We start from the raw sequence: 20,770 nt of genomic DNA, 5'->3' as shown, positions 1-20,770 counted from the left end.
TTATCAGGTTCTTTTTTTGATGCCGCAGTACCGATAATGATGCAAAAAAAAAAGAATGGTACCCGCGAAACCTGGCACCACCAGCAGAACAGAATTTATGCTTTCTTTAGCTTCTTACGCGCTTTTTATACACTTGCATCGCCAATCCATACGCTACGAGCATAATTCCGACACACCATACAAGAGCCACCCACAGATTACTACCCACCGGCTGACCTGACAGTAGCGCCCGAATGGATTCAACGATCGCGGTCACCGGCTGATTTTCGGCAAAGGCACGCACAATCGATGGCATGGAATCAGTCGGGACAAACGCCGAGCTGATAAACGGCAGGAATATCATCGGATAGGAAAAAGCGGTTGCACCATCCACGGATTTCGCGGACAGCCCGGCAATCGTCGCAACCCAGGTTAACGCGAGTGTAAACAATATGAGTATGCCTGCTACGGCAAGCCATGACAGGATTCCCGCTGACGAACGAAACCCCATAATAAGCGCTGCGAGAATAATGATGACAACCGATATGGCGTTGGATACCAGTGATGTCAGCACATGCCCCCACAACAAGGTGGAACGTGAAATGGGCATGGTGTGAAACCGCTCAAATATACCTCGTTGTACATCAATAAACAGGCGATAAGCCGTGTAAGATACGCCGCTGGCGATGGCTATAAGCAGAATGCCTGGCAGCAGATAGTTCACATAGTTATCCGTTCCGGATTCAATTGCACCTCCGAATACATAGACGAACAGCAGCATGAATGCGATCGGCATGACGGTGACTGTAATGATGGTGTCCATACTGCGAGAAATGTGGAGCATTGAGCGTCCGAGCATGACACCCAGATCGTTAAAAAAATGTTTTTTTGTCGTCTCCATTTACGCTCCCTCCTTTTTGCCAACGATGGCGAGAAAAATCTCTTCCAACGTCGGCTGCTTTTCAACATACTCCACCTTTGTGGATGGAAGCCGTTTTTTCAGCTCCGCGAGCGAGCCGTTTGCGATAATTTTGCCTTCATGCAAGATGGCTATTTTGTCGGCAAGCTGCTCTGCTTCCTCCAAATACTGCGTCGTAAGAAGAATCGTCGTACCGCCGTCGGCAAGCTCTTTGATAATTTTCCAAACCTCAATGCGCGATTCCGGGTCCAGCCCGGTCGTTGGCTCATCAAGGAAAATGACCTGAGGGCTTCCCACAAGGCTTAAGGCGATATCGAGCCTGCGGCGCATCCCTCCGGAATAGGTGGAAGCTCTGCGATCGGCGGCATCTGTCAAGCTGAAGCGTTTAAGCATGTGATCCGCCACTTGACGCGGATTTTTGAGGTATCGCAGTTTGGCAATCATGATCAGATTTTCCCTTCCGGTCAAAATCTCGTCTACAGCGGAGAATTGTCCGGTCAGGCTGATCGCCTGTCGCACATTGTCGGGGCTTGATGCAACATCGAATCCGTTTACGGAAGCAGTCCCTCCATCCTGTTTCAACAACGTGGTGAGTATTTTGACAATCGTCGTCTTGCCCGCGCCGTTGGAGCCAAGCAGGGCAAAAATACTCCCTTGATCCACTTCGAAATCTACGCCTTTGAGGATGTGAAGCTGTTTGTAGGACTTTTGCAGTCCTTTCACTTGAATTGCAGCGTTTTGCATATTCCTTCCTCCTCGAACTGTTTTTAAATAACAGTAACTTTCGACAAGTCCGCCTCCATGCCTTTAAGAGCCGCGTATGTCAACTTATCCATCATAGCGTCATCAAAGCAGACGGTTTTGATGGCACGATAGTATTTCTTGGACAAAGTAAAGCCGGAAACAAACGAAACATTTTTGAGTATCGCGCCTTTAAACGAAGCTTCGTTAAGTGCCGACTTGTCAAACTTGACCCCGATGAAAGTCTGCCCGTCAAATCGCTGCCCCCGCAGATCCGAATATCTGAAATCTACACCGGTAAAGCTACAGCGATCAAAGACCGTTTTTCTAAGATCGGCCATATTTAACATCACATCCGTTAACTTCACATCCGTGAATTTTGCCCGATCCAGACCCGACTTGCTGATGTTGGTACGTACAAGGATGGATTTATAGAAACTTGAATTCGTAAGGTCGATGGCAGATAGGTTGCAATCCGTCAGATTCGCATGGTCAAAAATGGAATCTCTCACATCACTGCTTGCGAATGTGCTGCCGGTTAAGTCAGCACCGGTAAAATCGGAGCCTCGCAGCGCGCTTCCCGAAAATTTCCCTTGATGCGCGGTGACGCCGGCAAAATCGCTTTTGGCCAGATTACTTGCACTAAAGTTTGTCACTACTTGTCGTTCCAATGAACGGGAAAGATTAGCCACTTCTCGTACCGTTTGCTCAATGTCACCGATGCTGTCAATGGTCATCGCAAAGGCCGTTTCATCGTCCTTGCCTTCGGCTTTGAGTTCACGGAATCGCTCCTGCAAGTCGGAAAGCAGATCGGTTTTTAATTCAGCAACGCTTTTCACCCCATCATACGGTGCGAACACGCCATTTAAATAATGGTTCAATCTTTCAGTCATCACATCAAGCCCCCTATAACAGGTTTTCGAGCACGCGTTTTGCATACTCCCAATTGCTTTTGTTGTTGGCGTAAGTCTCCTTGCCCTTTTCGGTAATTCGGAAATATTTACGCCGTCCGCCCTGAGACTCATCGCCCCAATACCACTCGATATCACCGTCTGCCTCGAGCCGGCGGACGCTGGAGTACATCGTGGCTTCTTTTAATTCATACTTGCCACCCGAGCGCTCGGCAATCAGCTTCACAATTTCATAGCCATAGCGGTCAGCTTCGAACAAGAGCCGTAAGATCATCGTATCCGTATGTCCGCGCAGCAGGTCGGATGTGATTTTGTTTTCGCTCATACAATCACCTCCACAATTGCATAATACGATACATTACTGTGACTGTCAAGGTACTGTTTTTGTAGTATTACTTTGCCTGAACAATCTTATGCTCTTGTGTTGACAAAAAAAGAACCCCCATTACTTCATGGAAGTTCTTCTTAGGCGGCTTTGAACTCGGCCCTACGTTATGCAGTTAGAAGAAGGATCATTCAAAAGATCATCTATGGCTTGCACCGCGAGATCCAGCGATTTCATTCTTCGTTCCAGCAGCGTTCTTTGAGGGCTGCCTTCTTTCGACTTGGCATAGGCGCGCTCTAGGGACGGAAACAAACCAGTAAGAATATGGCGAGCTTCCGTCAAATCTTCCCGGGCAAACGAATGCGTTCTCTGATCCCAAGTGTGATTCAAGATCGCCAAGCCTATGTACAGCGCATGCAGCCTTTTCTTGATTAAGGTGGTATTTGCGCCTTTCTCCGTCATTTGCGCCAATGCATTTTCGCACTTGTTTATGGTCGATTGAAAAGATGTTATGGATTCCTGCTTTACTGCATCGGATACATGTTCCATGATCGTCCCCCCTCTTATCATATATTTTGCTTGTCATGCTGATGTCGTCAATCCCCGATATAGAAAATGCTTTGGAACAGTGCCACGAAAAATCCCGGCTCTTGTATGGGACAATCGGCTTCAATCTCCAATCTTACCTTAAACCATTCGCTTGGTTTCATTTGCCATTTTGCCAATACTTCGCCCGATTGCATGAACTTGGCCCAATCAAACAGATCTTTTTTTACCACATACTCTTGATCTCGATGGGTGACCTTAAACTCTGGAGCAACCTTTTGCCATGTGGTGTAGGTTACACGGAAAGTATCTTGAGTACGATTGTTTTTAACGAAGTATTCCGGTTTACCGATCCATGGCGTCTTTTTGGAGCATTGAAATATCGGTTGACCTTCTGAAGAATACACTTCAACACTCGCAGACCAATCGATATCAAAAATGACATTGCCCCACTTTACTAGAGCATTCGGATAAATTCGTCGGAATGTACAGGATACATTTCCCTGTTCATCCTTTACCTCAATCCGTCGGGTCGAAGCTTTCAGCTTTGGTGGAGTATAATAAAACGTCTTCATCGATACCTCCCTTTCATGATAAATTTTATCACATCCCCTTTTGTTTATAATCCTTTTGTACGCAAAAAAAAGCCGCTAGCAGCGGCCTCCTGGCTTTCATGGGTAAAAATCTGGTTTTTCCCTTCAGTTATGATTCTAGCGCTTGATCTTCACGTTTATTTTATTTGTTCAAATGTTTGGTAATGGTCAGTCGTTTTATAGATCAGTCCGTCATTGGAGTATAAAATCCGGTCGCTTCCCCGCGTGCCGCCTGAATAATTTATGTCAGCCTCGTACCAGGTCCGCCCTTTCTTTTTGGGCAGCAACCCTTCCCGGTTCTGAAATACGTCACCGCCAATGCTTTTGCCGGGAGCAACTTTGTCCAAATTGCCCTCGCTTGGCTTCCATCCAAGCTCCCTGGCCTCTTTCTTGGTAATATAATAATCCGGAAGTTCATGATGTTCACTGATATACTCGGCAACTTCATCAAATTGCGTCTGCGCCGCCCCTGCTTGCGATGAACCGATATCGGGCAATGATTGAAGAGAACAGCCTGCGAACAATAATGTAGATAGAATAATAAGTAAGGTGGATATCCATTTTTTTAAAGCCACTGCGGTTTGCTCCTTTTACGTCGTATGATTAGCAATCAATAACAATTTATTATACTTATGAACCAAACTGGCGTCAAAAGGTTTAGAAGTCTTCAGGCCAATCTGATTATATAAAATGGTTGTCCAATGTAAGCAATCTTTCCGAAAACACTTCATTTGCTCTGGAAGGAACTTGACCCGTGCGGCGAACGAATGAAAAGTTCCGTTCGAGACGGATTCCTGGAATGGATATTTCCTTCAACAATCCGGCGGTGAGTTCCCTTTTTACGACCCAGCGAGACAACATGGCCATGCCCAATCCGGAGAACACGGCTTCTTTGACGCCCTGGCTGCTGTTAAATACATATGAACGCTCAATCCTTAAACCCGTCTGAGCCAAGAACCGATCGCTGGCAGCCCTTGTTCCAGAACCGCTCTCGCGAAGAACCCATACCTGATCCTGTAATCGCTCTACGTCAACCACATCCGACAGCGTCAGTGGGTGTCCTTCAGCCGCCACGATAATCAACTCGTCCTTCATAAAAGGTGTCACCGCCAGATCATGGGCCTCGATATCCTCTTCGATCAAGCCCATATCCATATTGTTATCCCGAATAGCCTCAACAACTTGAGCGGAATTTCCGATAAACACCCCCATTTCGACTTCGGGGTATTGCTTCGCAAACGATGCAAACAGACGAGGCAGCACATATTCACCGATTGTAAAACTGGCTCCGATCTGTAACGTTCCGCTTACGTCATCATGCAATCGAGCAATATCCAATTTTACCGACTCGTACACATTCAGCATTTCCTTGGCACGAACATAGAGCAGCTCGCCCGCTTCGGTCAACTTTACCCACTTCGGTGAACGATGCAGCAGCTTTACATTAAATTCCTTTTCCAGATTGCGAATGTGCAAACTGACGCCAGGCTGCGATAAATGCAATATTTCCGCGGCCCGAGAGAAATTGCGCTGCTCCACCACGGTTACGTATACTTTCAACGTTTCGACAATCATGGTTTCCCTCCAACTTAATATCCATATACATTTCGATCAATCATTATGTTTTGTTATGATAAGCATTTCAACCTCATATTTCTCTTTGTAATCATAACTCATTATAGTTATACATGAAAATGAACAACTAAAAATGGATGTGATAACAATGATTCAAACCTCTGCCTTGCAACAAGTAAAAACGAATAAATGGGGGTTTACGCTGGGGATTGGTCTTACTTTGAGTCTTGCGCTTGCCGCCAAATATGCAGCCGGCTTTCCTTTTCTTAGCATTATGGGACAACTCGTGCTTGCCATCCTGTTCGGCATGCTCTGGAGAATGGTTATGGGAGTACCGCAACGTATCGCAAACGGAATTTCATTTTCAGCAAAAAAACTGCTGCGTTACGGAATCATCTTGCTTGGCATGCGGCTGAATATGCGGGATATTGTTCACGCCGGACCGAAGGTCGCCCTGATCTCCATCCTGAACATAACGATAACGATATGTGCCGTGTACGGCATTGCAAAACTGTTCAAAGTAGAGAAACGATTGGGACTGTTAACGGCATGCGGAACAGCCATTTGCGGAGCCGCGGCGGTGGTTGCCATTTCCCCGCAAATGAAAGCCAAAGACGAAGAAACAGCTATCGCTGCTGCCGCCGTTGCGATTCTGGGCACTATTTTTACACTCGGCTATACGCTGCTATATCCTATGCTCCATTTATCCCCTTCGGGGTACGGCATTTTCGCCGGAGCTACTTTACATGAAATCGCACATGTCATCGCAGCCGCCGAACCTGTTGGCAAAGAGGCTGTCGATCTGGCCGTCATCGTTAAACTAACCCGTGTAGCGATGCTGGTGCCCGTTGCGCTCCTGATCGGATTTTGGACTCATCGCAAGGAAGGCTGCAAACATGCAGAAACGGGCGTTCCGGATAAGAAAGGTTGGAAATCTATTCCCATCCCTTGGTTCATTTTTGGTTTCCTTGCGATGAGTGCGGTGAATACATTGCAGATCATCCCTGCAGCGGCAGCAAACCAGATCGTTTTCGCGGCTTATTTGCTCATTGCGATGGCGATGGCTGGCCTGGGACTCAATGTAGATACAGGTACATTTCGACGAATGGGTTTAAACGCTTTGGCCGCCGGTTTTATCGGTTCGGTGCTGCTTGCATTTATGGGATATATATTGGTGAACATGTTAGGCCTAGGTCGATCCTGAGCCATTTGGCAAGCTTCTAAAATGCAAAAGACTGCCGGTAAAATACCGACAGCCTTCCACCTATAACGTAGTATGCTTCTCGTCATATTCGCTTGATAATTCTTTGAGCGATTTGATTTTGCCATGAGGATGCTGTTCTTGCTTTCGTGACTTCCAAGCAGCTTCCTGCCTTCTTTTCTGGCGTGCCATAAAAGGAGACCTCCTCTGGAAAATAGAAGTATACCACTTTTTTATGTTGCCATTCGTAGGCTGCTTTTATTCATGTTTCAAAAACACGAATCCAGGCTTTCATTTAAAATGTGACCAAACCCATCGCCTGTTTGGCGCGTTTTAGGGTGTCATATGCTTTCTCGGATGCTTTTTGGGCACCTCGTTTCAGAATATCGTCCAACTCCCGGGAATCTACGATTTCCTTGAATTTTTCCTGAATGGGTACTAATTTGTCAACCACGACCTCTGCCAAATCCTTTTTGAACGTGCCGTAACCCTCACCGGCGTATCTCTTCTCGATGATTTCCACGGGTTCGTTGGCAAACACCGAATAGATTTCGATCAGATTGCTGACGGCAGGCTTGGTGTCCCAGTCACAGCGTACGCTGCCCTCCGAATCGGTGACGGCGCGGGCAAATTTCTTCCGGATCGTGTCAGGAGGATCGAGCATCAACACATAACTGCTGAGGTTCGGATTGCTCTTGCTCATTTTCTTGGTGGGATCATCTAATCCCATGATTCGACTGCCAATGTCCTGGATCAGCGGTTCAGGTACAACGAACGTCTCCCCGAAACGATGATTGAAGCGTTCGGCCAGATTGCGCGTTAATTCCAGATGCTGTTTCTGGTCTTCGCCGACAGGTACATGGGTCGCTTGATAGAGCAGGATATCGGCTGCCATAAGGACCGGATACGTGAACAAGGCCGAGCTTACCGATTCTTTCCCGTTCGATTTGTCTTTGAACTGGGTCATTCTGCCCAATTCGCCAAAGCTTGCTTGGGTTTCAAGCAACCAGGCAAGCTCCGTGTGAGCGGGCACCTGCGATTGCAGGAAAATGGCGGATTTCGCCGGGTCAATGCCGGCCGCAATATAGAACGCCGCGATTTCTCTGGTCCGCCGTGCCAATTGTTGCGGATCCTGCGGCACAGTGATGGCATGCAAATCAGGAACGAAGAAAAAACACTCAAAATCATGTTGATACTGGACGAATTGACTGAGTGCCCCGCCATAACCTCCAATATTCAAGTCGCCGCTAGGCTTAATGCCTGACAAAATTTGTTTGTTCATTGTTATTCCTCCTCTTTTACGCGTCCTTCATCCCGAGGCTTCCAAAACAAAAAAAACACTTCATCCCGTAAAGGGACGAAGTGTTTGGCTCCGCGTTACCACCCGAATTCGGCCAAAGGCCGCACTCTAACCTGTCAAAACGACTAACAGGGCTCCCTGGAATAACGGTGGGATGCCGTCAACGCCTACTGTTCGCAGTACGAAGTTCGGATTGAAGCGAATGGACCCATTCATTGCGCTGCCTCGTGCCGGACCTCTCACCAATCGCCGGCTCGCTTGGACGAATTCGCACAACTACTCTTTCCATTCATCGCCTAAATATCATTGTTGGTTAATTGTTAAAGAGTTTACATGAACAAACGAAGGAATGTCAACCTTTAAATGTTGATGGCCAGGCCATCGCCCCGTTGAACGTTTTCCTGGTGGATGAACCGGAACCTCAAACTCTGCCTATGTCGGACAAAGAACGTGATTTTATCATTTTTGATTACAAGCGGCGGCCATTTGTGATATGGTCAGAAGGATGTGTTATTCGAACATATACATATACAATGTGCGAGGAGAAGATTGAACGTGCACGGAGAATCGGCAATCGAAAAAAAACACCCATTTAGCAAACCTTTATTTGTAACCGTAGTTGCCAGCCTATGCTGCCTGTTGTGGGGAAGTGCTTTCCCGTCCATTAAACTAGGGTATATCGCTTTTGAGATCGCCCCGGAAGACATTGCGTCCAAATTCGTTTTTGCCGGGTATCGGTTCATATTGGCAGGGCTGCTGCTCCTGATTCTATTTCGTGTCTTTCGAAAACGGAAATTCGAATTGTCCGGGCGTCAATGGACAAGCCTCGCCATGCTTGGCGTATTGCAAACAGGCTTGCAATATATGTTTTTCTATATAGGCGTTTCAAATACGACCGGTGTCAAAGGATCGATCATGAATGCAACGGCGACCTTTTTCAGCGTTGTCCTGGCCCATTTCCTATATCAAAACGATAAGCTCAGCAAAAATAAAGTCTTCGGTTGTTTACTCGGATTTATCGGCGTAATCATCGTCAATTTTCACTCAGACCTGCTGACGTTCTCCGTCTCATTTACAGGGGAAGGGTTCATTATTATCGCTGCACTCATTTTTTCCATTACGGCCATTTATGCCAAACATTTGACAGGCTCCATTGATGTGTTGATTGTAACGGGGTTCAGCCTGTTCGTCGGCGGATTGGCACTTGCCCTGCTAGGTGTTTTGCTTGGGGGCAGCGTGACGCACTTTACGCCGGGGTCTACTGGCAACCTGCTGTATTTGGTTGTGCTGTCCTCAGCTGCGTTTGGTTTGTGGAATTTGCTTCTGAAGTACAACAAGGTGGGCAGAATCTCCGTCTTTAACTTTCTTATTCCCGTTTTCGGCGCATTGTTATCGGCGTTATTTCTGGGGGAAACCATTTTCGAACTGAAAAACCTGATTGCCCTGCTGTTCGTGTCGGTCGGAATTTATATGGTCAATCGTGTACAACGCGCAACCTCCGTTTGGAATCGTGCCGCCCAAAAATGACCCACCAAAAAAAGCCGCTATATAAACCGCATGAATCAATCACACAAAGCACTGCGAGTGCAGTACCATCTTTCGATCGCTCTTATCCCCGGATTTTTTGATTCCCCTTTCTAAGGGAAAATCCGGGGATAAGCCTATGCTTCCGATGCAGTTTTCTTTCAGAAAACTTTTAGGCGAACGCTTTGCTTCTCCAGATTGGTTTGTCTACACTGAAACTAATAAATATTCGTGAAATCAATCAGATCATGTTCTTCTTCATAATTGAAAACGATCGTATGCTTCCCTACGTTGTACACCATCTCATAGCCTCCAGCGGCTTCATTATAATATTCAGACGAAGGTTTTCCCATCCATTGCTTGACATTCAGCGGGGAGAGGTATCGTTTTTCGTTGTTCAACTCGAACATGGCAATGCGGGATTTATTGTTAAGCTCATGCATATAACCATCCAAACCCAGGCCGAATTGGGTGTAATAGTAGATCGCTCCCCACTCCCCATTTGATTTGGACTTCGGTTTGCCCAGCTTTTTTTGAGCGGATTGGATGGACATTCCAAGCTTGATATCGGTGCGGCCAGGCAATACGCCTTTTACGGCCGCATCCTTAAGGCTTTTCAAATAAGCACGATCTCCAGTACCTGAATTCGGCCAAGCTTTCGTACGGGTATTCCGTGTATCTTCCAGTCGCAGTTCCAATTTGCTTGCATTTAATTTGAACGTATCCACGCCGTAAACGAATTGCAGGTTGTTATAATTTTTGAACTGCACTCTGGCCCCAGACAGAGTACGTATACCATCGCCTCGGATGGCCGAATAGCGATCACCGATTTTTTTGCCATTGTTGTCTACGAAGTTCACGCGGCGCAGTTCGCCTGAGCGAACAATATACGTTTTTACTTCATTGAAGTTGGACGTTCCCCAATCTGAAATAATCAGCATATCGGGAGTTCCGGACTCTTTGCTTTTCACGACGAAATTCCAGGTTTGCGGTAAAATGATTGTACTCAAATCCAGTTTGGCTGCTTGAACGACTCCGTACTTTGCTCCCTTTTTCAACAGTGCTGCGCGATATGTACCTGAATAACTAGCATCGCCCTTCTTATTGTTGGTCCAATTGTTCGGTTCGGTCAATGTGCTCTTCTGCTCATCGTCAGCGAAGATATACACCGTATAAGGGGTCTGATTGGCGTCGCGGACCGTGAACGACAGGCGACTCATGCTCTTGAGCTGTTCCGCAGAAATTTGCTCTCCTTTTGCAGCTGCTTTAACTGGATGCAGCAACAATGCGCTGAAAACAAAACATACCAGGGTCAGTATTACCAGGTAAGCCGTTCTGGCATTGTACTTGGGGTGAATCATCTCCAACTCTCCTTTACTAATTTATTTTCAATCTAAAGCTATGACATTATATCACCGAAGGTATTGTACGAACAGTAGATCGTTTCCAATATTTATTGGAGTCATAAATGCAGGGGTCCGATCATTCGGATCAGGAACAGGTTTCTTAAAGTTGATGTAGACTTTCCGTAAAAGAGAAAAACCCTTGGGATTGCTCCCAAGGGTTTCACGAACTACGAATATGCGCGTGGAGGGACTTGAACCCCCACGTCAAAGACGCTAGATCCTAAGTCTAGTGCGTCTGCCAATTCCGCCACACGCGCATCATGGTGCCGGCGAGAGGACTTGAACCCCCAACCTACTGATTACAAGTCAGTTGCTCTACCAATTGAGCTACACCGGCAAATATGGTAGCGGCGAAGGGGATCGAACCCCCGACCTCACGGGTATGAACCGTACGCTCTAGCCAGCTGAGCTACACCGCCATATTAGTGAATCATAAAGTATTGCGATGACCCGTAGGGGATACTCTCACTTCGTTCGAGACTGCGAAGCCTGCAATTGCGAAGCTGATCCTCCGACGAACCTTTGGGGTTCTCACCCCGTATGCTGCAATAAAATTGCGATGACCCGTAGGGGATTCGAACCCCTGTTACCTCCGTGAAAGGGAGGTGTCTTAACCCCTTGACCAACGGGCCTTATGGCTCCCCGAACAGGACTCGAACCTGTGACAACTCGATTAACAGTCGAGTGCTCTACCAACTGAGCTATCAGGGAAAATTAAAAAATATTCATCTCACATCAATCAACAACTGTCTTCTATGTATGATGCAGAGTTTGCTTACCGGAGTCCTATCAATTTTGCTCCCGGAATTAGAATATATCATAGACATCATCTCTTGTAAAGATAAAATTCAAAATATTTCTGTTACTCGTTTTTACATCTCCCTAAGGCAAAGAAAAAAAGTCGCTATATAAACCGCAAAAAACATACTCACGTTAACGGAGAGGCAGAACCAATCTGGAGAAGCGAAGTGTTCGCATTTATCACCGGATTTTCCCCTTAGAAAAGGGAATCAAAGAAATCTGGGGATAACAGCGATCGGAAGATGGTCTGCACTCGCAGTGGCCTTGTGTGATTGACTCGTGCGGTTTATATACATTAGCGACCTTTTGAAAGAATCCAACCATCTTGTCCAGATCACAGATTGTTACTTGTCATTCATCCCTTTGCCATTCAAGATATGCACCATATATTTTTCAATTCTGGCTTCGCGGGTTTTGGACTGCTTGGGTGAAGAAAAATGCAGAAGATATGCCCTTTGCCGCCCCGGCGTCAGAGCCTCGAATGCTGCCTTCAAGTCTGGAATTTCCACGAATTTGTTTTCCAATTCTTCGGGTACGGCATACTCTTCCTTCTTTTTGAACTCCACCTGCAAACCGGACTTCTCAGCCTCGATCGCTTCGGCAATATATGCCTTCAAGATCAGCTGCATGTCTTCGATCTTCTCCGCCTCGGTAAATCGGATCTGGCGCGCGGACTGTACGTTTTCCGTTTGCTGTACCAAAATCCCGTGCGGGTCCTTCAGCAATGCTCCTTTGTGGAATAAAAGGGCGCAATAATTTTTGAAGCCATGAATCAACACGATGTTTTTGCCTTCAAACGTGTAGCACGGGTGCATCCATTTGAACTCCTCGGTCAAACCGCAGTCCAGAATGATTTCCCTCAGCAGATTGAACTCTTCCTTCCACTGTTTGAGTTTATTGAAGTATGGATCGATCTTTGTATTTCGTTCGCCTTGCATGATTGATAGCAACCCCTTTCAATTATAAATTGTTTCAATGACGATCCGGCTTTAATCGTTTGATTGTAAACCGTTTTCAACTTTATCGGTACCATTTGGCGTGAAATTGATTATAGACCACCGGAGGGCACTCTTTCAATCCTGAATGTATCGTGCCTGGAGTCGGCAGCGTAATCCTTGCCGTGGAGGAACAAAAAAGCCGCTAAAATAGCGGCTGTTCAAATATGATGTTCACTTTTCCAACAACGGCGCAGGCCATTAATGGATGTCTTTCTTTTTGAAATTGCCGCCCTTCACTTCTGCTACATCGTATACGACAACAAAAGCACCGGGATCAATCTCGTGGATGATCTCTTTGATTTTGCTCTCTTCCATCCGGTTGATGACGCAAGTGATTTCTTTGAACTGTTCATTGGTGTAGCCGCCGTAAGCATCGGTGTATGTTGCTCCCCGTCCTAACCGGTCACGGATGGTCTCCACCATGATTTCGGGTTGGTTCGTAATGATTTTGAACGTTTTGGAGCCGCTCAAACCTTCTTCAACGATATGTATGACTTTGGAAGCAATGAAATAAGCAAGTCCGGAGAGAATGGCTCCCTGAAGACCGAATACGCTCGAAACGACAATAAAGACAAACATGTTCAAAAACAAAATCAGATCACTGGTTCCGAAAGGCAGTTTGCGCGAAAGCAATACGGCCAGCATGTCGATTCCGTCCAACGCCCCGCCATTACGCAGCGCAAGACCCATACCGAAACCGATGATAATCCCGCCGACCACGGTAATCAACAGCGTATCACCTTCAATAATGGTTGGAACATGGTGCATTAAACTGGTGCCGACGGCCAGAGAGGCAATGCCGATCACCGAATATATGGCAAAGCTTTTGCCGATTTGTTTGTATCCGAGCCAAACGAAAGGAATGTTAATGATGCCGATTAACAGCCCCAGCGGCAGCCCGAACAGCTTGGAACCAACGATGCTGAGACCCGTCACCCCTCCGTCGGATACATTGTTGGGTATCAATACGGCTTCCAGGCCGTATGCGGTAATAAAAGCCCCGATCATAATCAGCAATACTTTGGAAACGATTCTTACTTTGTTCGATTTCTGCACTCTGCCTTTGCTTTGAATCACTCAATTTCCCCCTTGGACAATGATGAATAAAATTAGTCTATAATAATTTTCACTATTTTGGCAAACCATTCGACTCTTTTCGATATTGCGCTGCAACCGTCCGGGGACGGGCCAGCGAATCATTTTTTTATTTCATTGATGGATCATGAGACGCTGCGTTTTTTTCTCCTTTTTAAGACCACAATGATATAAAGCAGTACCGGAAAGACGATTTGAAAGACGGGAGAAATATAATTTACCGTAAACCCGCGCCCCACCTCGATGTGTTGAGTATACGTGGGCGACAAGAAAGACACGCCGTACAGAGCCAGTCCAACCGGCAGAACCCAGCGCCTGTAAGTCACGCGTGTTATTCGTTCAAGCCCGATGACCGCACCGTGGAAAAACGCCGCCAGCTTGATGCCCAGCCCTAAAAAAAGAAGCAGCGTAAACAAGGCGTCCATGCGCTCAAATACCTCGCTTATGTCAATCAGCTGGACGGTCTGCAGAAGCGGAAGCGTGCTGAATGCTGCAATTTGCGGACCCATGACGAAAATGACAAGCTGATTGATAAACGTTAACGCAAGAGCGGTTATGGTATAGGCGATGATGACCACCTTGTTCAAGTTTCCGCCTTGACGCACATAGGGGTAAAAAACCAGGAACAACACAACTTGCCCAAAAGGAAAAGAAACGATTTCCGGAAATGCGGCGCTGAAGATGCTTCCCCATCCCTGGTCCAGAACCGGCAAGCTAAGCTCCAAGTGGAACAGACCCGTAGCAGGTATTAGAATGCTGATCAACACATAACCCAGCAGCATGGCGGGGAACAAGATCATGCACATAAGAAACAACACGCGATATCCGTATCGCACGGTGTTGGACACCACCACGATCGTGATTATGCTGATGAGCCACATGGGCGTTTTGTTTAGCAGCGTCAACTCGGTGACCTCGCTAAGATCGCGCAAATTCCGGGATGCTTCGTAAGCGAAATAGCCGATGAACAACACGTTTAAACACGTTCCCAACCCTTTCCCCATGTAGCGCCGAAACAGCATAAACAAATCCAAATCAGGCGCTTCGCGGTGGATTCCCAGGTACAGAAGCAATAGCAGCAAGCCGGCAAAGGCCCCGGCCAGCATGGCCATCCATGCATCCTGCTTGGCTTCTCCGCCAATGAGAAACAAGGTGGTGCTCCCTACTTCAAACAGGGAAAGGCATACCGCCAGTTCGGATACCCGCAGCGTCTTGGCCAAAGCCATGTTGTACATCCCCTTTTGGTTTTAGTGCTCCTCTTGCTCTTTCGATTTGAGCAACTTGCTGAACGAATCCTGCAGAAGTCCGACCCGTTTGAGGCTGACGCCTACGTCCACCTCTACGTCCATTTGAGCCAACTCTTGGGGCCAGTTTTCCTGAATCGCTTTCCAGTCCTTCGGATGTCTTTGATGAATTTTGTTTGCGAGGCCCAGCAAATCGACGCGAAGCCGCTGATTCGCGGTCCACCCCTGTACAACCTGTGCTTTAATGACTTGTTCGGCTTGTCGCTGCAAGATGCGAATATCGCTGGCGCTTGTGATCTCCTTTTGGGAGGTGCTCTCGCTTAATTCGGCGTTGACCTTTACATCGACATGAACAATATAATGTAAACCGGACTTCAGGGGTTTCACGTTAACGACTGCTTTTCGGACAAGAAAAGAGTTGATCTCTCCGTTATCACCCGAAAACGTCAGGTTGGCGATTTTGATCCGATTCGTCAGCCAAGAGATGCCCAAGCTTTCGCTCTCGCTTAGTTCTCCGATTTTTTTGTCTTTGGAGAATACGCTTAATCCCGCTAATCTCAATTTGACTGGCGGAGAAGTTTGTTTGAAGATATCGGTGGATTCCAATTCGCTGCGCTCTTTTCCCTTAACCGTTATTGTAGGTATTCCGACTGCCCTGCTGTCCGAGGTCATTTTCAGTGCGATTTCGTGAAGAGTCATCACGGGGTAAAAAGAGCCCATTTCCGTATTTCGATTCAGAATTCCCGATAACGCCCGACCAGGTTGTTTCTCTGGAGGAACTTGAAATTTTAAATACTCTTTGGCTTGCCCGTCCGCAACGAGCACTTTAACCGATTCCCGCGCATCTATACTGCGATAGTACTCATCCATGACTTCCGCAATGCCGTGACGTGCAGCTTCTTCACCGATCAGAAGGACATGGGTATGGGCAAAATATAATTTTTTGGAATTTTCCAAGCTGCTTTTGGAGACGGCTTCGTTTATGGTTTTGCCTTCTGATGTGAAGGTATTTACGGATGTTTGGGACCCCCCTGATGAAGATTTCCCTGCACTCGCGGGGGGAACAATCGTTTGATAGGTCACCAGCCATTTTCCGTTCTGCCTGTCAATCCCTGTTGCCGTCGTAATGCCCAAATCGTTCATTTCCGTGAGATTGCCGCACCCGGCCACAACCATGGACAAAGCAAGCATCAGGACGCTGAACCAGCGTTTAATCATAGCTTTTTGCTCCTTTATTCGTCCGTTTCGGAATCAGGGATACTGTTTATGGCATTGTTTGATCCCGAAGGAAATTGATGAGCCGCTTGCCTTGTTTTGTTTGCGCCTGCCTTTTCATCCGGCCTTGTTTTCATGGCCCACCAAGGAACCCGCAGCAATTGGTCTTTCATATTGGACTTGTAGAACGGACTGTATGGCATTAAATAATCAATGCCGAAGGACCTCAGCGAAACCAAATGAGCCAATAAAGGCACGGCCCCGGCCAATATTCCGAATATGCCCAGCGTGCCCGCCAGCAGCATGAACGGGAACCGCAGCAAACGAACGGCTGTCGCCATGCTGAAGTATGGAATGACAAAATTGGCGATCGCGGTAAAAGACACGACGATCACCATGGCTCCCGAAACTAATCCTGCTTCGACCGCAGCCTGTCCGATCACTAATGCGCCAACGATGGATATTGCCGGTCCGATGGCCCGAGGCATTCGAACTCCCGCTTCGCGAATGACTTCAAACGTAATTTCCATGAGCAGTGCTTCGAGCAAAGCTGGAAATGGAACACCTTCCCGTTGGGCTGCAAGGGTGACCAATAAGGTCGTAGGTATCATTTCTTGCTGAAAGGTCGTTAATGCGATGAACGTGGATGGCAGCAAAAGCGAAATGAAGAAACACAGCATGCGGATGACTCTGAGAAATGTAGAAATATCATACCGCTGGTAGTAATCCTCGGTCGTTTGAAAGAAATTAAAAAAGCTTACGGGAGCAACGAGCGCAAACGGGGTTCCATCCACGAGAATGGCGATTTGACCATCTAAAAGACTGCCTGCGACCGTATCCGGCCGCTCTGTGTTAAGCATCGTCGGGAAAGGCGTCAAGGGCGCATCCTGAATAAATTCTTCAATATATCCACTCTCAAGAATGCTGTCGGTGCAAATGGCATTAAGCCTCCTTGTCGCTTCTTCCACGACTTCAGGCTTCGCGATGTTTTGAATATAAACCAGCGCAACCGACGTTTGAGAAACCGAACCGATATGGTGCATTTGAAACTTCAGATCCGCTGTCCGGAGTTTTCTCCGGATCAGGGTCATATTGGTGCTCAATTCTTCCGTGAAACCTTCTTTCGGACCCCTGACCACCGTCTGCGAGGTAGGCTCTTCCACCGACCTCCTTGCTCCTCCGCTCACGGGAACGGACAACACATGCTGTACGCCGTCCATACAAATAATGACATGGCCAGTTAGCATGGCCTCATAAACCTTGGAATACGTATGCAAATTTTGAATTTTTCCAGAAGGTAGAAGTCTCCTAACCGATGCATCGATAGATTGTTCTTCGGCCGAGGAAATGGAGTCGACCATTCGAAGAACGGAATCCATCATTTCAATGATCAAGGCGGGGTCTGTCAATCCTTCAAGGTAACAGATCGCCAAAACGGAATCATCTGGAGACGATGCGGAAAATTCCCGAACAACCAAATCGGGACTTTGATCAAACGCCTTTTGAATCGCCTCCACTTTATCTCGAAACGATATTCCCATGCTCTCGGAAGGATGATTTTGTACTGCCTGTGGAGCATTCTCTTTAGGCTTTGCAAATGCCTTTTTCATCCAACGGGTCAGCACAATTCCACCTCCTTTATTTTCCGGTTAATATGTCTACCTATTTCTGAAAATATGCATAACGGCCTGGAATGACAGAGTGTTTTCCACCTTCAAGATCTGTGCCCCCGCCCCCCAACTTTTACTGAATATTTTCCAATTGCCTATTCCATACTACAGTTGTTATTCAAATGACCATTGGAGGGATTCGACATGAACCAATTTTCACAGTCTCAGCAAATTACTCAGCTTGCACAACAGCTCACGCAGCAAACGCAGCAAGCATCCATGCAGTATCAACAGCTTTTGAGACAAGAGCAAAGCAACGCGCAGCAGCTTGAACAACTCGCTCAGCGCGAACAGCAGGCGGCACATATCATTCAAACCGCGCTGCAAGGCCATCAAACAGCGATCCAACAGCTGCAACAAATCGCTAACCTTGCACAACAACTGGCCAATACGACTTCTCAACATGTCAATTCATTTGAGCAGCCGTATAATACCAACCACGGCATCGGAATGCCTTCCCAGTCATTCGGGAGCTTCCCGAACCAGCAGCGACAATAAGTTTGCCAAAGAGCCTCGCCTACAAGGTTCTTTTTTGATGCCCATGAATACGAAACAGCAAAAAGGCTAACCGATGAGTCGGGAAACTCATTGGTTAGCCTTTTTTACGCAAAGCTTGATATAGCCATCACTTGAGAAGTGTTATTCTTTGCTTCGATAATGCAACGGGGCATTGCCCGTGACCGACCGGAACACCCTTCCGAAGTGTGTAACGCTCCCGAAGCCAACCTTCCTTGCGATCAGGTTCACTTTCATGGACGTATTCTCAAGCAGCTTTTTTGCTTCTTTGATCCGCACGCTGTTCACGTATTCGACAAACGCAAACCCCGTCGCTTCTTTGAAGGATCGGCTTAAATAATAAGGACTGATATAGAACCTGTCTGCCAGCAAGTGAAGCGATAATTCTTCCATGTAATGCTCGTTAATATGGCGGACAATCTCCGACACTCGTTCGTGCATGGGGCTCGGTGAGGCCATCGGCTCCGCATCGTGCTGCATGAAATGCCTGCAGCATGTAACGAGGAGCTGCTGCGCAAGTGTCTGGGCAAACAACTCAAAGCCCTTTCTGCGTTCCTGCATTTCCTGGATCATCGCACCGACAAGCGTTTCAATGGGTTGCCTGCTGCGCAAGGAATGTTTCAAGACCAGATAATCCCGTTCGAGTAAAGGCCGAAACACGTCCTGATGGGAACCGTCCGGCGAGAAAAGCCGTTCATGCATATTGATGATGAGCCGTTCATGCTTCGGCCGTTCCGCATTGGTGGTACGGTGCAAAATGTTGGGCGCGATCACAACGAGATCGCCTTCGTTAATCGTAATCGTCCGATCTTGAATAAAAAACGCCCGATGGCCGGACATCAAATAATAAATTTCGTAGGTGCTGTGAAAATGGCTTTCCGGCATATGGTGACTTAACGCTTTGCGGTGGGATACCAGGAAAGTACCAGCATTGTTCTCAAAATAAAGATTCCCCAACCTCGATCTCCCTCCCATCCCTGTAGTTCATTATACCGCAAGAAATAAGAAGAAATGGAGTTTTTCCGCAAAACATGTACATATTCCGATGCTAAAATGAGAGTACAAATAACCCAAGGAGGAAGGATACGCATGCAAACTGCTTCATCTCTAACCACCCCGATCCAATGGGCGCTCAAAGCTTGTGAAGCCTTAATGAACAAATTCGAGCCGGAGAACCTTCCGCCGGACCGTTTCCATTACCATCAAGGCGTCTTCCTGTCCGGCATGGAAAAGTGCTGGCGGCAGACCGGAGAACAGAAATTATATGACTATATGAAGGGTTGGGTCGACAGCCAGGTCCTTGAGGACGGGAGCATCAAAAAATTCAAGCCTGATGAACTGGACGACATCCAGCCTGGCGTGCTTCTTTTCACCCTTTACGAACAAACCGGAGACGAGCGGTACAAAAAAGCGCTGTATACACTTGTTCCATTGTTGAAATCATGGCCAACGAACGAATCCGGCGGATTCTGGCACAAAGGGCATTACCCGAACCAAATGTGGCTCGACGGCTTGTACATGGCCGGACCGATTGCGGTGCAATTTGCCCACACGTTTGGTGAAAGCGAATACATCGACATGATGACCTTTCAAGCGCTGCTCATGGAGAAACATACGAAAGACCCGGTTACCGGTTTGCTGTATCATGGCTGGGACGAAACGAAGGAAGCCAAATGGGCCGATCCGGTCACTGGCCTTGCGCCGGAATTCTGGGGCCGCGCCATCGGCTGGTATCCGGTCGCGCTGCTCGAAATGTTCGAATACATGCCTGAGGATCATCCCGACAAGGAAAAGCTTGTAGCGATTGTACAGGATCTATTGATCGCACTGACGAACTTCCAGGACCCTGCCACCGGATTGTGGTATCAAGTGGTGGATAAAGGCGACCGCGCAGACAATTGGCACGAAAACTCCTGCACCGCGCTGTATGTGCACGCCATTGCCAAAGCCGTTCGGTTCGGATATTTGGACCCGCAATACTTGAAGTATGCCTGGAAGGGCTACCAAGGCGTGATTGATACGTTGAAATTTGACGACGACGGCAACGTTGTCATCGGCAACATATGCATCGGTACAGGGATTGGCGACTATGACCATTACATTGCTCGTCCTACGAGCGAAAACGACCTTCATGGAGCAGGCGCATTCATCTTGATGTGTGCGGAAATGAACTTGGCTGCCAAAGCGGCCGACTAAGAAAAGAGCCCAAAG

Annotated in this window: 21 protein-coding genes, 5 tRNA genes and 1 other annotated feature; of the genes, 4 read left to right on the top strand and 22 right to left on the bottom strand. The window is 47.4% G+C overall.

Going from position 1 to position 20,770, the window contains the following annotated elements; all coding sequences use genetic code 11:
- Positions 1-106: 106 nt before the first annotated feature.
- The 8 genes from MKY59_RS14735 to MKY59_RS14700 all read right to left on the bottom strand — a co-directional run bounded on the left by MKY59_RS14735 (position 107) and on the right by MKY59_RS14700 (position 5,589).
- Positions 107-880: an ABC transporter permease gene (locus MKY59_RS14735; RefSeq protein ID WP_236414018.1), complete on the bottom strand. Its 774-nt coding sequence runs from the start codon at positions 878-880 to the stop codon at positions 107-109.
- A complete protein-coding gene (locus MKY59_RS14730) occupies positions 881-1,642 on the bottom strand; it encodes an ATP-binding cassette domain-containing protein (protein WP_339278176.1) in 762 nt (253 codons plus the stop codon).
- A 23-nt stretch (positions 1,643-1,665) separates the two neighbouring features.
- Positions 1,666-2,532: a pentapeptide repeat-containing protein gene (locus MKY59_RS14725; protein ID WP_236414016.1), complete on the bottom strand. Its 867-nt coding sequence runs from the start codon at positions 2,530-2,532 to the stop codon at positions 1,666-1,668.
- A 13-nt stretch (positions 2,533-2,545) separates the two neighbouring features.
- Complete coding sequence (locus tag MKY59_RS14720; RefSeq protein WP_236414015.1) at positions 2,546-2,875, bottom strand: PadR family transcriptional regulator; 330 nt, start codon at positions 2,873-2,875, stop codon at positions 2,546-2,548.
- Between the two features lie 162 nt (positions 2,876-3,037).
- Positions 3,038-3,424 carry a hypothetical protein gene (locus tag MKY59_RS14715; RefSeq protein WP_339278175.1) on the bottom strand — a complete coding sequence of 129 codons (387 nt, stop codon included), beginning with the start codon at positions 3,422-3,424 and terminating at the stop codon, positions 3,038-3,040.
- A 47-nt stretch (positions 3,425-3,471) separates the two neighbouring features.
- Entirely contained in the window at positions 3,472-3,996 is a 525-nt protein-coding gene (locus MKY59_RS14710; protein WP_339278174.1) for a hypothetical protein, read from the bottom strand.
- Positions 3,997-4,151: 155 nt separating this feature from the next.
- Entirely contained in the window at positions 4,152-4,589 is a 438-nt protein-coding gene (locus tag MKY59_RS14705) for a ribonuclease domain-containing protein (protein WP_236414011.1), read from the bottom strand.
- A 106-nt stretch (positions 4,590-4,695) separates the two neighbouring features.
- Positions 4,696-5,589, bottom strand: coding sequence for a LysR family transcriptional regulator (locus MKY59_RS14700; RefSeq protein ID WP_339278173.1), 894 nt, complete (start codon positions 5,587-5,589; stop codon positions 4,696-4,698).
- Between the two features lie 148 nt (positions 5,590-5,737).
- Between MKY59_RS14700 and MKY59_RS14695 the strand changes: the two genes are divergently transcribed.
- Positions 5,738-6,793 carry a YeiH family protein gene (locus tag MKY59_RS14695; protein ID WP_339278172.1) on the top strand — a complete coding sequence of 352 codons (1,056 nt, stop codon included), beginning with the start codon at positions 5,738-5,740 and terminating at the stop codon, positions 6,791-6,793.
- Positions 6,794-6,853: 60 nt separating this feature from the next.
- On the opposite strand, the gene MKY59_RS14690 is transcribed toward MKY59_RS14695, so the two are convergent.
- Both MKY59_RS14690 and trpS read right to left on the bottom strand, forming a co-directional pair.
- Positions 6,854-6,982: a DUF6254 family protein gene (locus MKY59_RS14690; RefSeq protein ID WP_236414007.1), complete on the bottom strand. Its 129-nt coding sequence runs from the start codon at positions 6,980-6,982 to the stop codon at positions 6,854-6,856.
- A gap of 103 nt (positions 6,983-7,085) precedes the next feature.
- On the bottom strand, positions 7,086-8,072 hold the full coding sequence (trpS, locus tag MKY59_RS14685) for a tryptophan--tRNA ligase (RefSeq protein ID WP_339278171.1): 987 nt from the start codon (positions 8,070-8,072) through the stop codon (positions 7,086-7,088).
- Between the two features lie 68 nt (positions 8,073-8,140).
- Positions 8,141-8,392 (bottom strand) — a binding site (T-box leader).
- Between the two features lie 253 nt (positions 8,393-8,645).
- Between trpS and MKY59_RS14680 the strand changes: the two genes are divergently transcribed.
- On the top strand, positions 8,646-9,617 hold the full coding sequence (locus MKY59_RS14680) for a DMT family transporter (protein WP_339278170.1): 972 nt from the start codon (positions 8,646-8,648) through the stop codon (positions 9,615-9,617).
- 215 nt (positions 9,618-9,832) lie between these two features.
- Here the strand turns inward: MKY59_RS14680 and MKY59_RS14675 are convergent, their stop codons facing one another.
- The 11 genes from MKY59_RS14675 to MKY59_RS14625 form a co-directional block, all read right to left on the bottom strand.
- Positions 9,833-10,975: a DUF4309 domain-containing protein gene (locus tag MKY59_RS14675; RefSeq protein ID WP_339278169.1), complete on the bottom strand. Its 1,143-nt coding sequence runs from the start codon at positions 10,973-10,975 to the stop codon at positions 9,833-9,835.
- A 221-nt stretch (positions 10,976-11,196) separates the two neighbouring features.
- Positions 11,197-11,277: transfer RNA gene (locus MKY59_RS14670), tRNA-Leu, on the bottom strand.
- A gap of 4 nt (positions 11,278-11,281) precedes the next feature.
- A tRNA-Thr gene (locus MKY59_RS14665) sits at positions 11,282-11,357 on the bottom strand.
- Between the two features lie 5 nt (positions 11,358-11,362).
- Positions 11,363-11,439, bottom strand: a tRNA-Met gene (locus tag MKY59_RS14660).
- A 141-nt stretch (positions 11,440-11,580) separates the two neighbouring features.
- Positions 11,581-11,652 (bottom strand) — tRNA-Glu (locus MKY59_RS14655).
- Positions 11,653-11,655: 3 nt separating this feature from the next.
- Positions 11,656-11,731 (bottom strand) — tRNA-Asn (locus tag MKY59_RS14650).
- Between the two features lie 434 nt (positions 11,732-12,165).
- Positions 12,166-12,759 carry a YdeI family protein gene (locus tag MKY59_RS14645; protein WP_236414002.1) on the bottom strand — a complete coding sequence of 198 codons (594 nt, stop codon included), beginning with the start codon at positions 12,757-12,759 and terminating at the stop codon, positions 12,166-12,168.
- Between the two features lie 258 nt (positions 12,760-13,017).
- Positions 13,018-13,896, bottom strand: coding sequence for a YitT family protein (locus tag MKY59_RS14640; RefSeq protein WP_236414000.1), 879 nt, complete (start codon positions 13,894-13,896; stop codon positions 13,018-13,020).
- Positions 13,897-14,039: 143 nt separating this feature from the next.
- Positions 14,040-15,140 (bottom strand): endospore germination permease, encoded by a 1,101-nt coding sequence (locus MKY59_RS14635; RefSeq protein ID WP_339278168.1) that lies wholly within the window; start codon positions 15,138-15,140, stop codon positions 14,040-14,042.
- 21 nt (positions 15,141-15,161) lie between these two features.
- The gene (locus MKY59_RS14630; protein WP_339278167.1) at positions 15,162-16,376 is read right to left on the bottom strand and encodes a Ger(x)C family spore germination protein; all 1,215 of its coding nucleotides are present in this window, start codon (positions 16,374-16,376) and stop codon (positions 15,162-15,164) included.
- A gap of 14 nt (positions 16,377-16,390) precedes the next feature.
- A complete protein-coding gene (locus MKY59_RS14625) occupies positions 16,391-17,998 on the bottom strand; it encodes a spore germination protein (protein ID WP_339278166.1) in 1,608 nt (535 codons plus the stop codon).
- A 189-nt stretch (positions 17,999-18,187) separates the two neighbouring features.
- Here MKY59_RS14625 and MKY59_RS14620 point away from each other — a divergent pair, with 189 nt between their 5' ends.
- Positions 18,188-18,541, top strand: coding sequence for an AMP-dependent synthetase and ligase (locus MKY59_RS14620; protein ID WP_236413995.1), 354 nt, complete (start codon positions 18,188-18,190; stop codon positions 18,539-18,541).
- A gap of 141 nt (positions 18,542-18,682) precedes the next feature.
- Here MKY59_RS14620 and MKY59_RS14615 read toward each other — a convergent pair whose 3' ends face one another.
- Entirely contained in the window at positions 18,683-19,516 is an 834-nt protein-coding gene (locus MKY59_RS14615; protein ID WP_339278165.1) for an AraC family transcriptional regulator, read from the bottom strand.
- Between the two features lie 132 nt (positions 19,517-19,648).
- Here MKY59_RS14615 and MKY59_RS14610 point away from each other — a divergent pair, with 132 nt between their 5' ends.
- The gene (locus MKY59_RS14610; RefSeq protein WP_339278164.1) at positions 19,649-20,755 is read left to right on the top strand and encodes a glycoside hydrolase family 88 protein; all 1,107 of its coding nucleotides are present in this window, start codon (positions 19,649-19,651) and stop codon (positions 20,753-20,755) included.
- The last annotated feature ends 15 nt before the right edge of the window (positions 20,756-20,770 follow it).

The organism is Paenibacillus sp. FSL W8-0426 (assembly GCF_037969725.1).
In the GTDB taxonomy this organism is placed as follows: domain Bacteria; phylum Bacillota; class Bacilli; order Paenibacillales; family Paenibacillaceae; genus Paenibacillus; species Paenibacillus hubeiensis.
The sequence above is the reverse complement of the archived record's forward strand: the minus strand, read 5'-3'. Positions and strand labels throughout refer to the sequence as shown.

What these genes read in the sequence shown, in the direction of transcription:
- MKY59_RS14735 (WP_236414018.1), bottom strand. Translation starts at nt 880, where the DNA reads ATGGAGACGACAAAAAAACATTTTTTTAACGATCTGGGTGTCATGCTC.
- MKY59_RS14730 (WP_339278176.1), bottom strand. Translation starts at nt 1,642, where the DNA reads ATGCAAAACGCTGCAATTCAAGTGAAAGGACTGCAAAAGTCCTACAAA.
- MKY59_RS14725 (WP_236414016.1), bottom strand. Translation starts at nt 2,532, where the DNA reads ATGACTGAAAGATTGAACCATTATTTAAATGGCGTGTTCGCACCGTAT.
- MKY59_RS14720 (WP_236414015.1), bottom strand. Translation starts at nt 2,875, where the DNA reads ATGAGCGAAAACAAAATCACATCCGACCTGCTGCGCGGACATACGGAT.
- MKY59_RS14715 (WP_339278175.1), bottom strand. Translation starts at nt 3,424, where the DNA reads ATGGAACATGTATCCGATGCAGTAAAGCAGGAATCCATAACATCTTTT.
- MKY59_RS14710 (WP_339278174.1), bottom strand. Translation starts at nt 3,996, where the DNA reads ATGAAGACGTTTTATTATACTCCACCAAAGCTGAAAGCTTCGACCCGA.
- MKY59_RS14700 (WP_339278173.1), bottom strand. Translation starts at nt 5,589, where the DNA reads ATGATTGTCGAAACGTTGAAAGTATACGTAACCGTGGTGGAGCAGCGC.
- MKY59_RS14695 (WP_339278172.1), top strand. Translation starts at nt 5,738, where the DNA reads ATGATTCAAACCTCTGCCTTGCAACAAGTAAAAACGAATAAATGGGGG.
- MKY59_RS14690 (WP_236414007.1), bottom strand. Translation starts at nt 6,982, where the DNA reads ATGGCACGCCAGAAAAGAAGGCAGGAAGCTGCTTGGAAGTCACGAAAG.
- trpS (WP_339278171.1), bottom strand. Translation starts at nt 8,072, where the DNA reads ATGAACAAACAAATTTTGTCAGGCATTAAGCCTAGCGGCGACTTGAAT.
- MKY59_RS14675 (WP_339278169.1), bottom strand. Translation starts at nt 10,975, where the DNA reads ATGATTCACCCCAAGTACAATGCCAGAACGGCTTACCTGGTAATACTG.
- MKY59_RS14645 (WP_236414002.1), bottom strand. Translation starts at nt 12,759, where the DNA reads ATGCAAGGCGAACGAAATACAAAGATCGATCCATACTTCAATAAACTC.
- MKY59_RS14635 (WP_339278168.1), bottom strand. Translation starts at nt 15,140, where the DNA reads ATGGCTTTGGCCAAGACGCTGCGGGTATCCGAACTGGCGGTATGCCTT.
- MKY59_RS14630 (WP_339278167.1), bottom strand. Translation starts at nt 16,376, where the DNA reads ATGATTAAACGCTGGTTCAGCGTCCTGATGCTTGCTTTGTCCATGGTT.
- MKY59_RS14620 (WP_236413995.1), top strand. Translation starts at nt 18,188, where the DNA reads ATGAACCAATTTTCACAGTCTCAGCAAATTACTCAGCTTGCACAACAG.
- MKY59_RS14610 (WP_339278164.1), top strand. Translation starts at nt 19,649, where the DNA reads ATGCAAACTGCTTCATCTCTAACCACCCCGATCCAATGGGCGCTCAAA.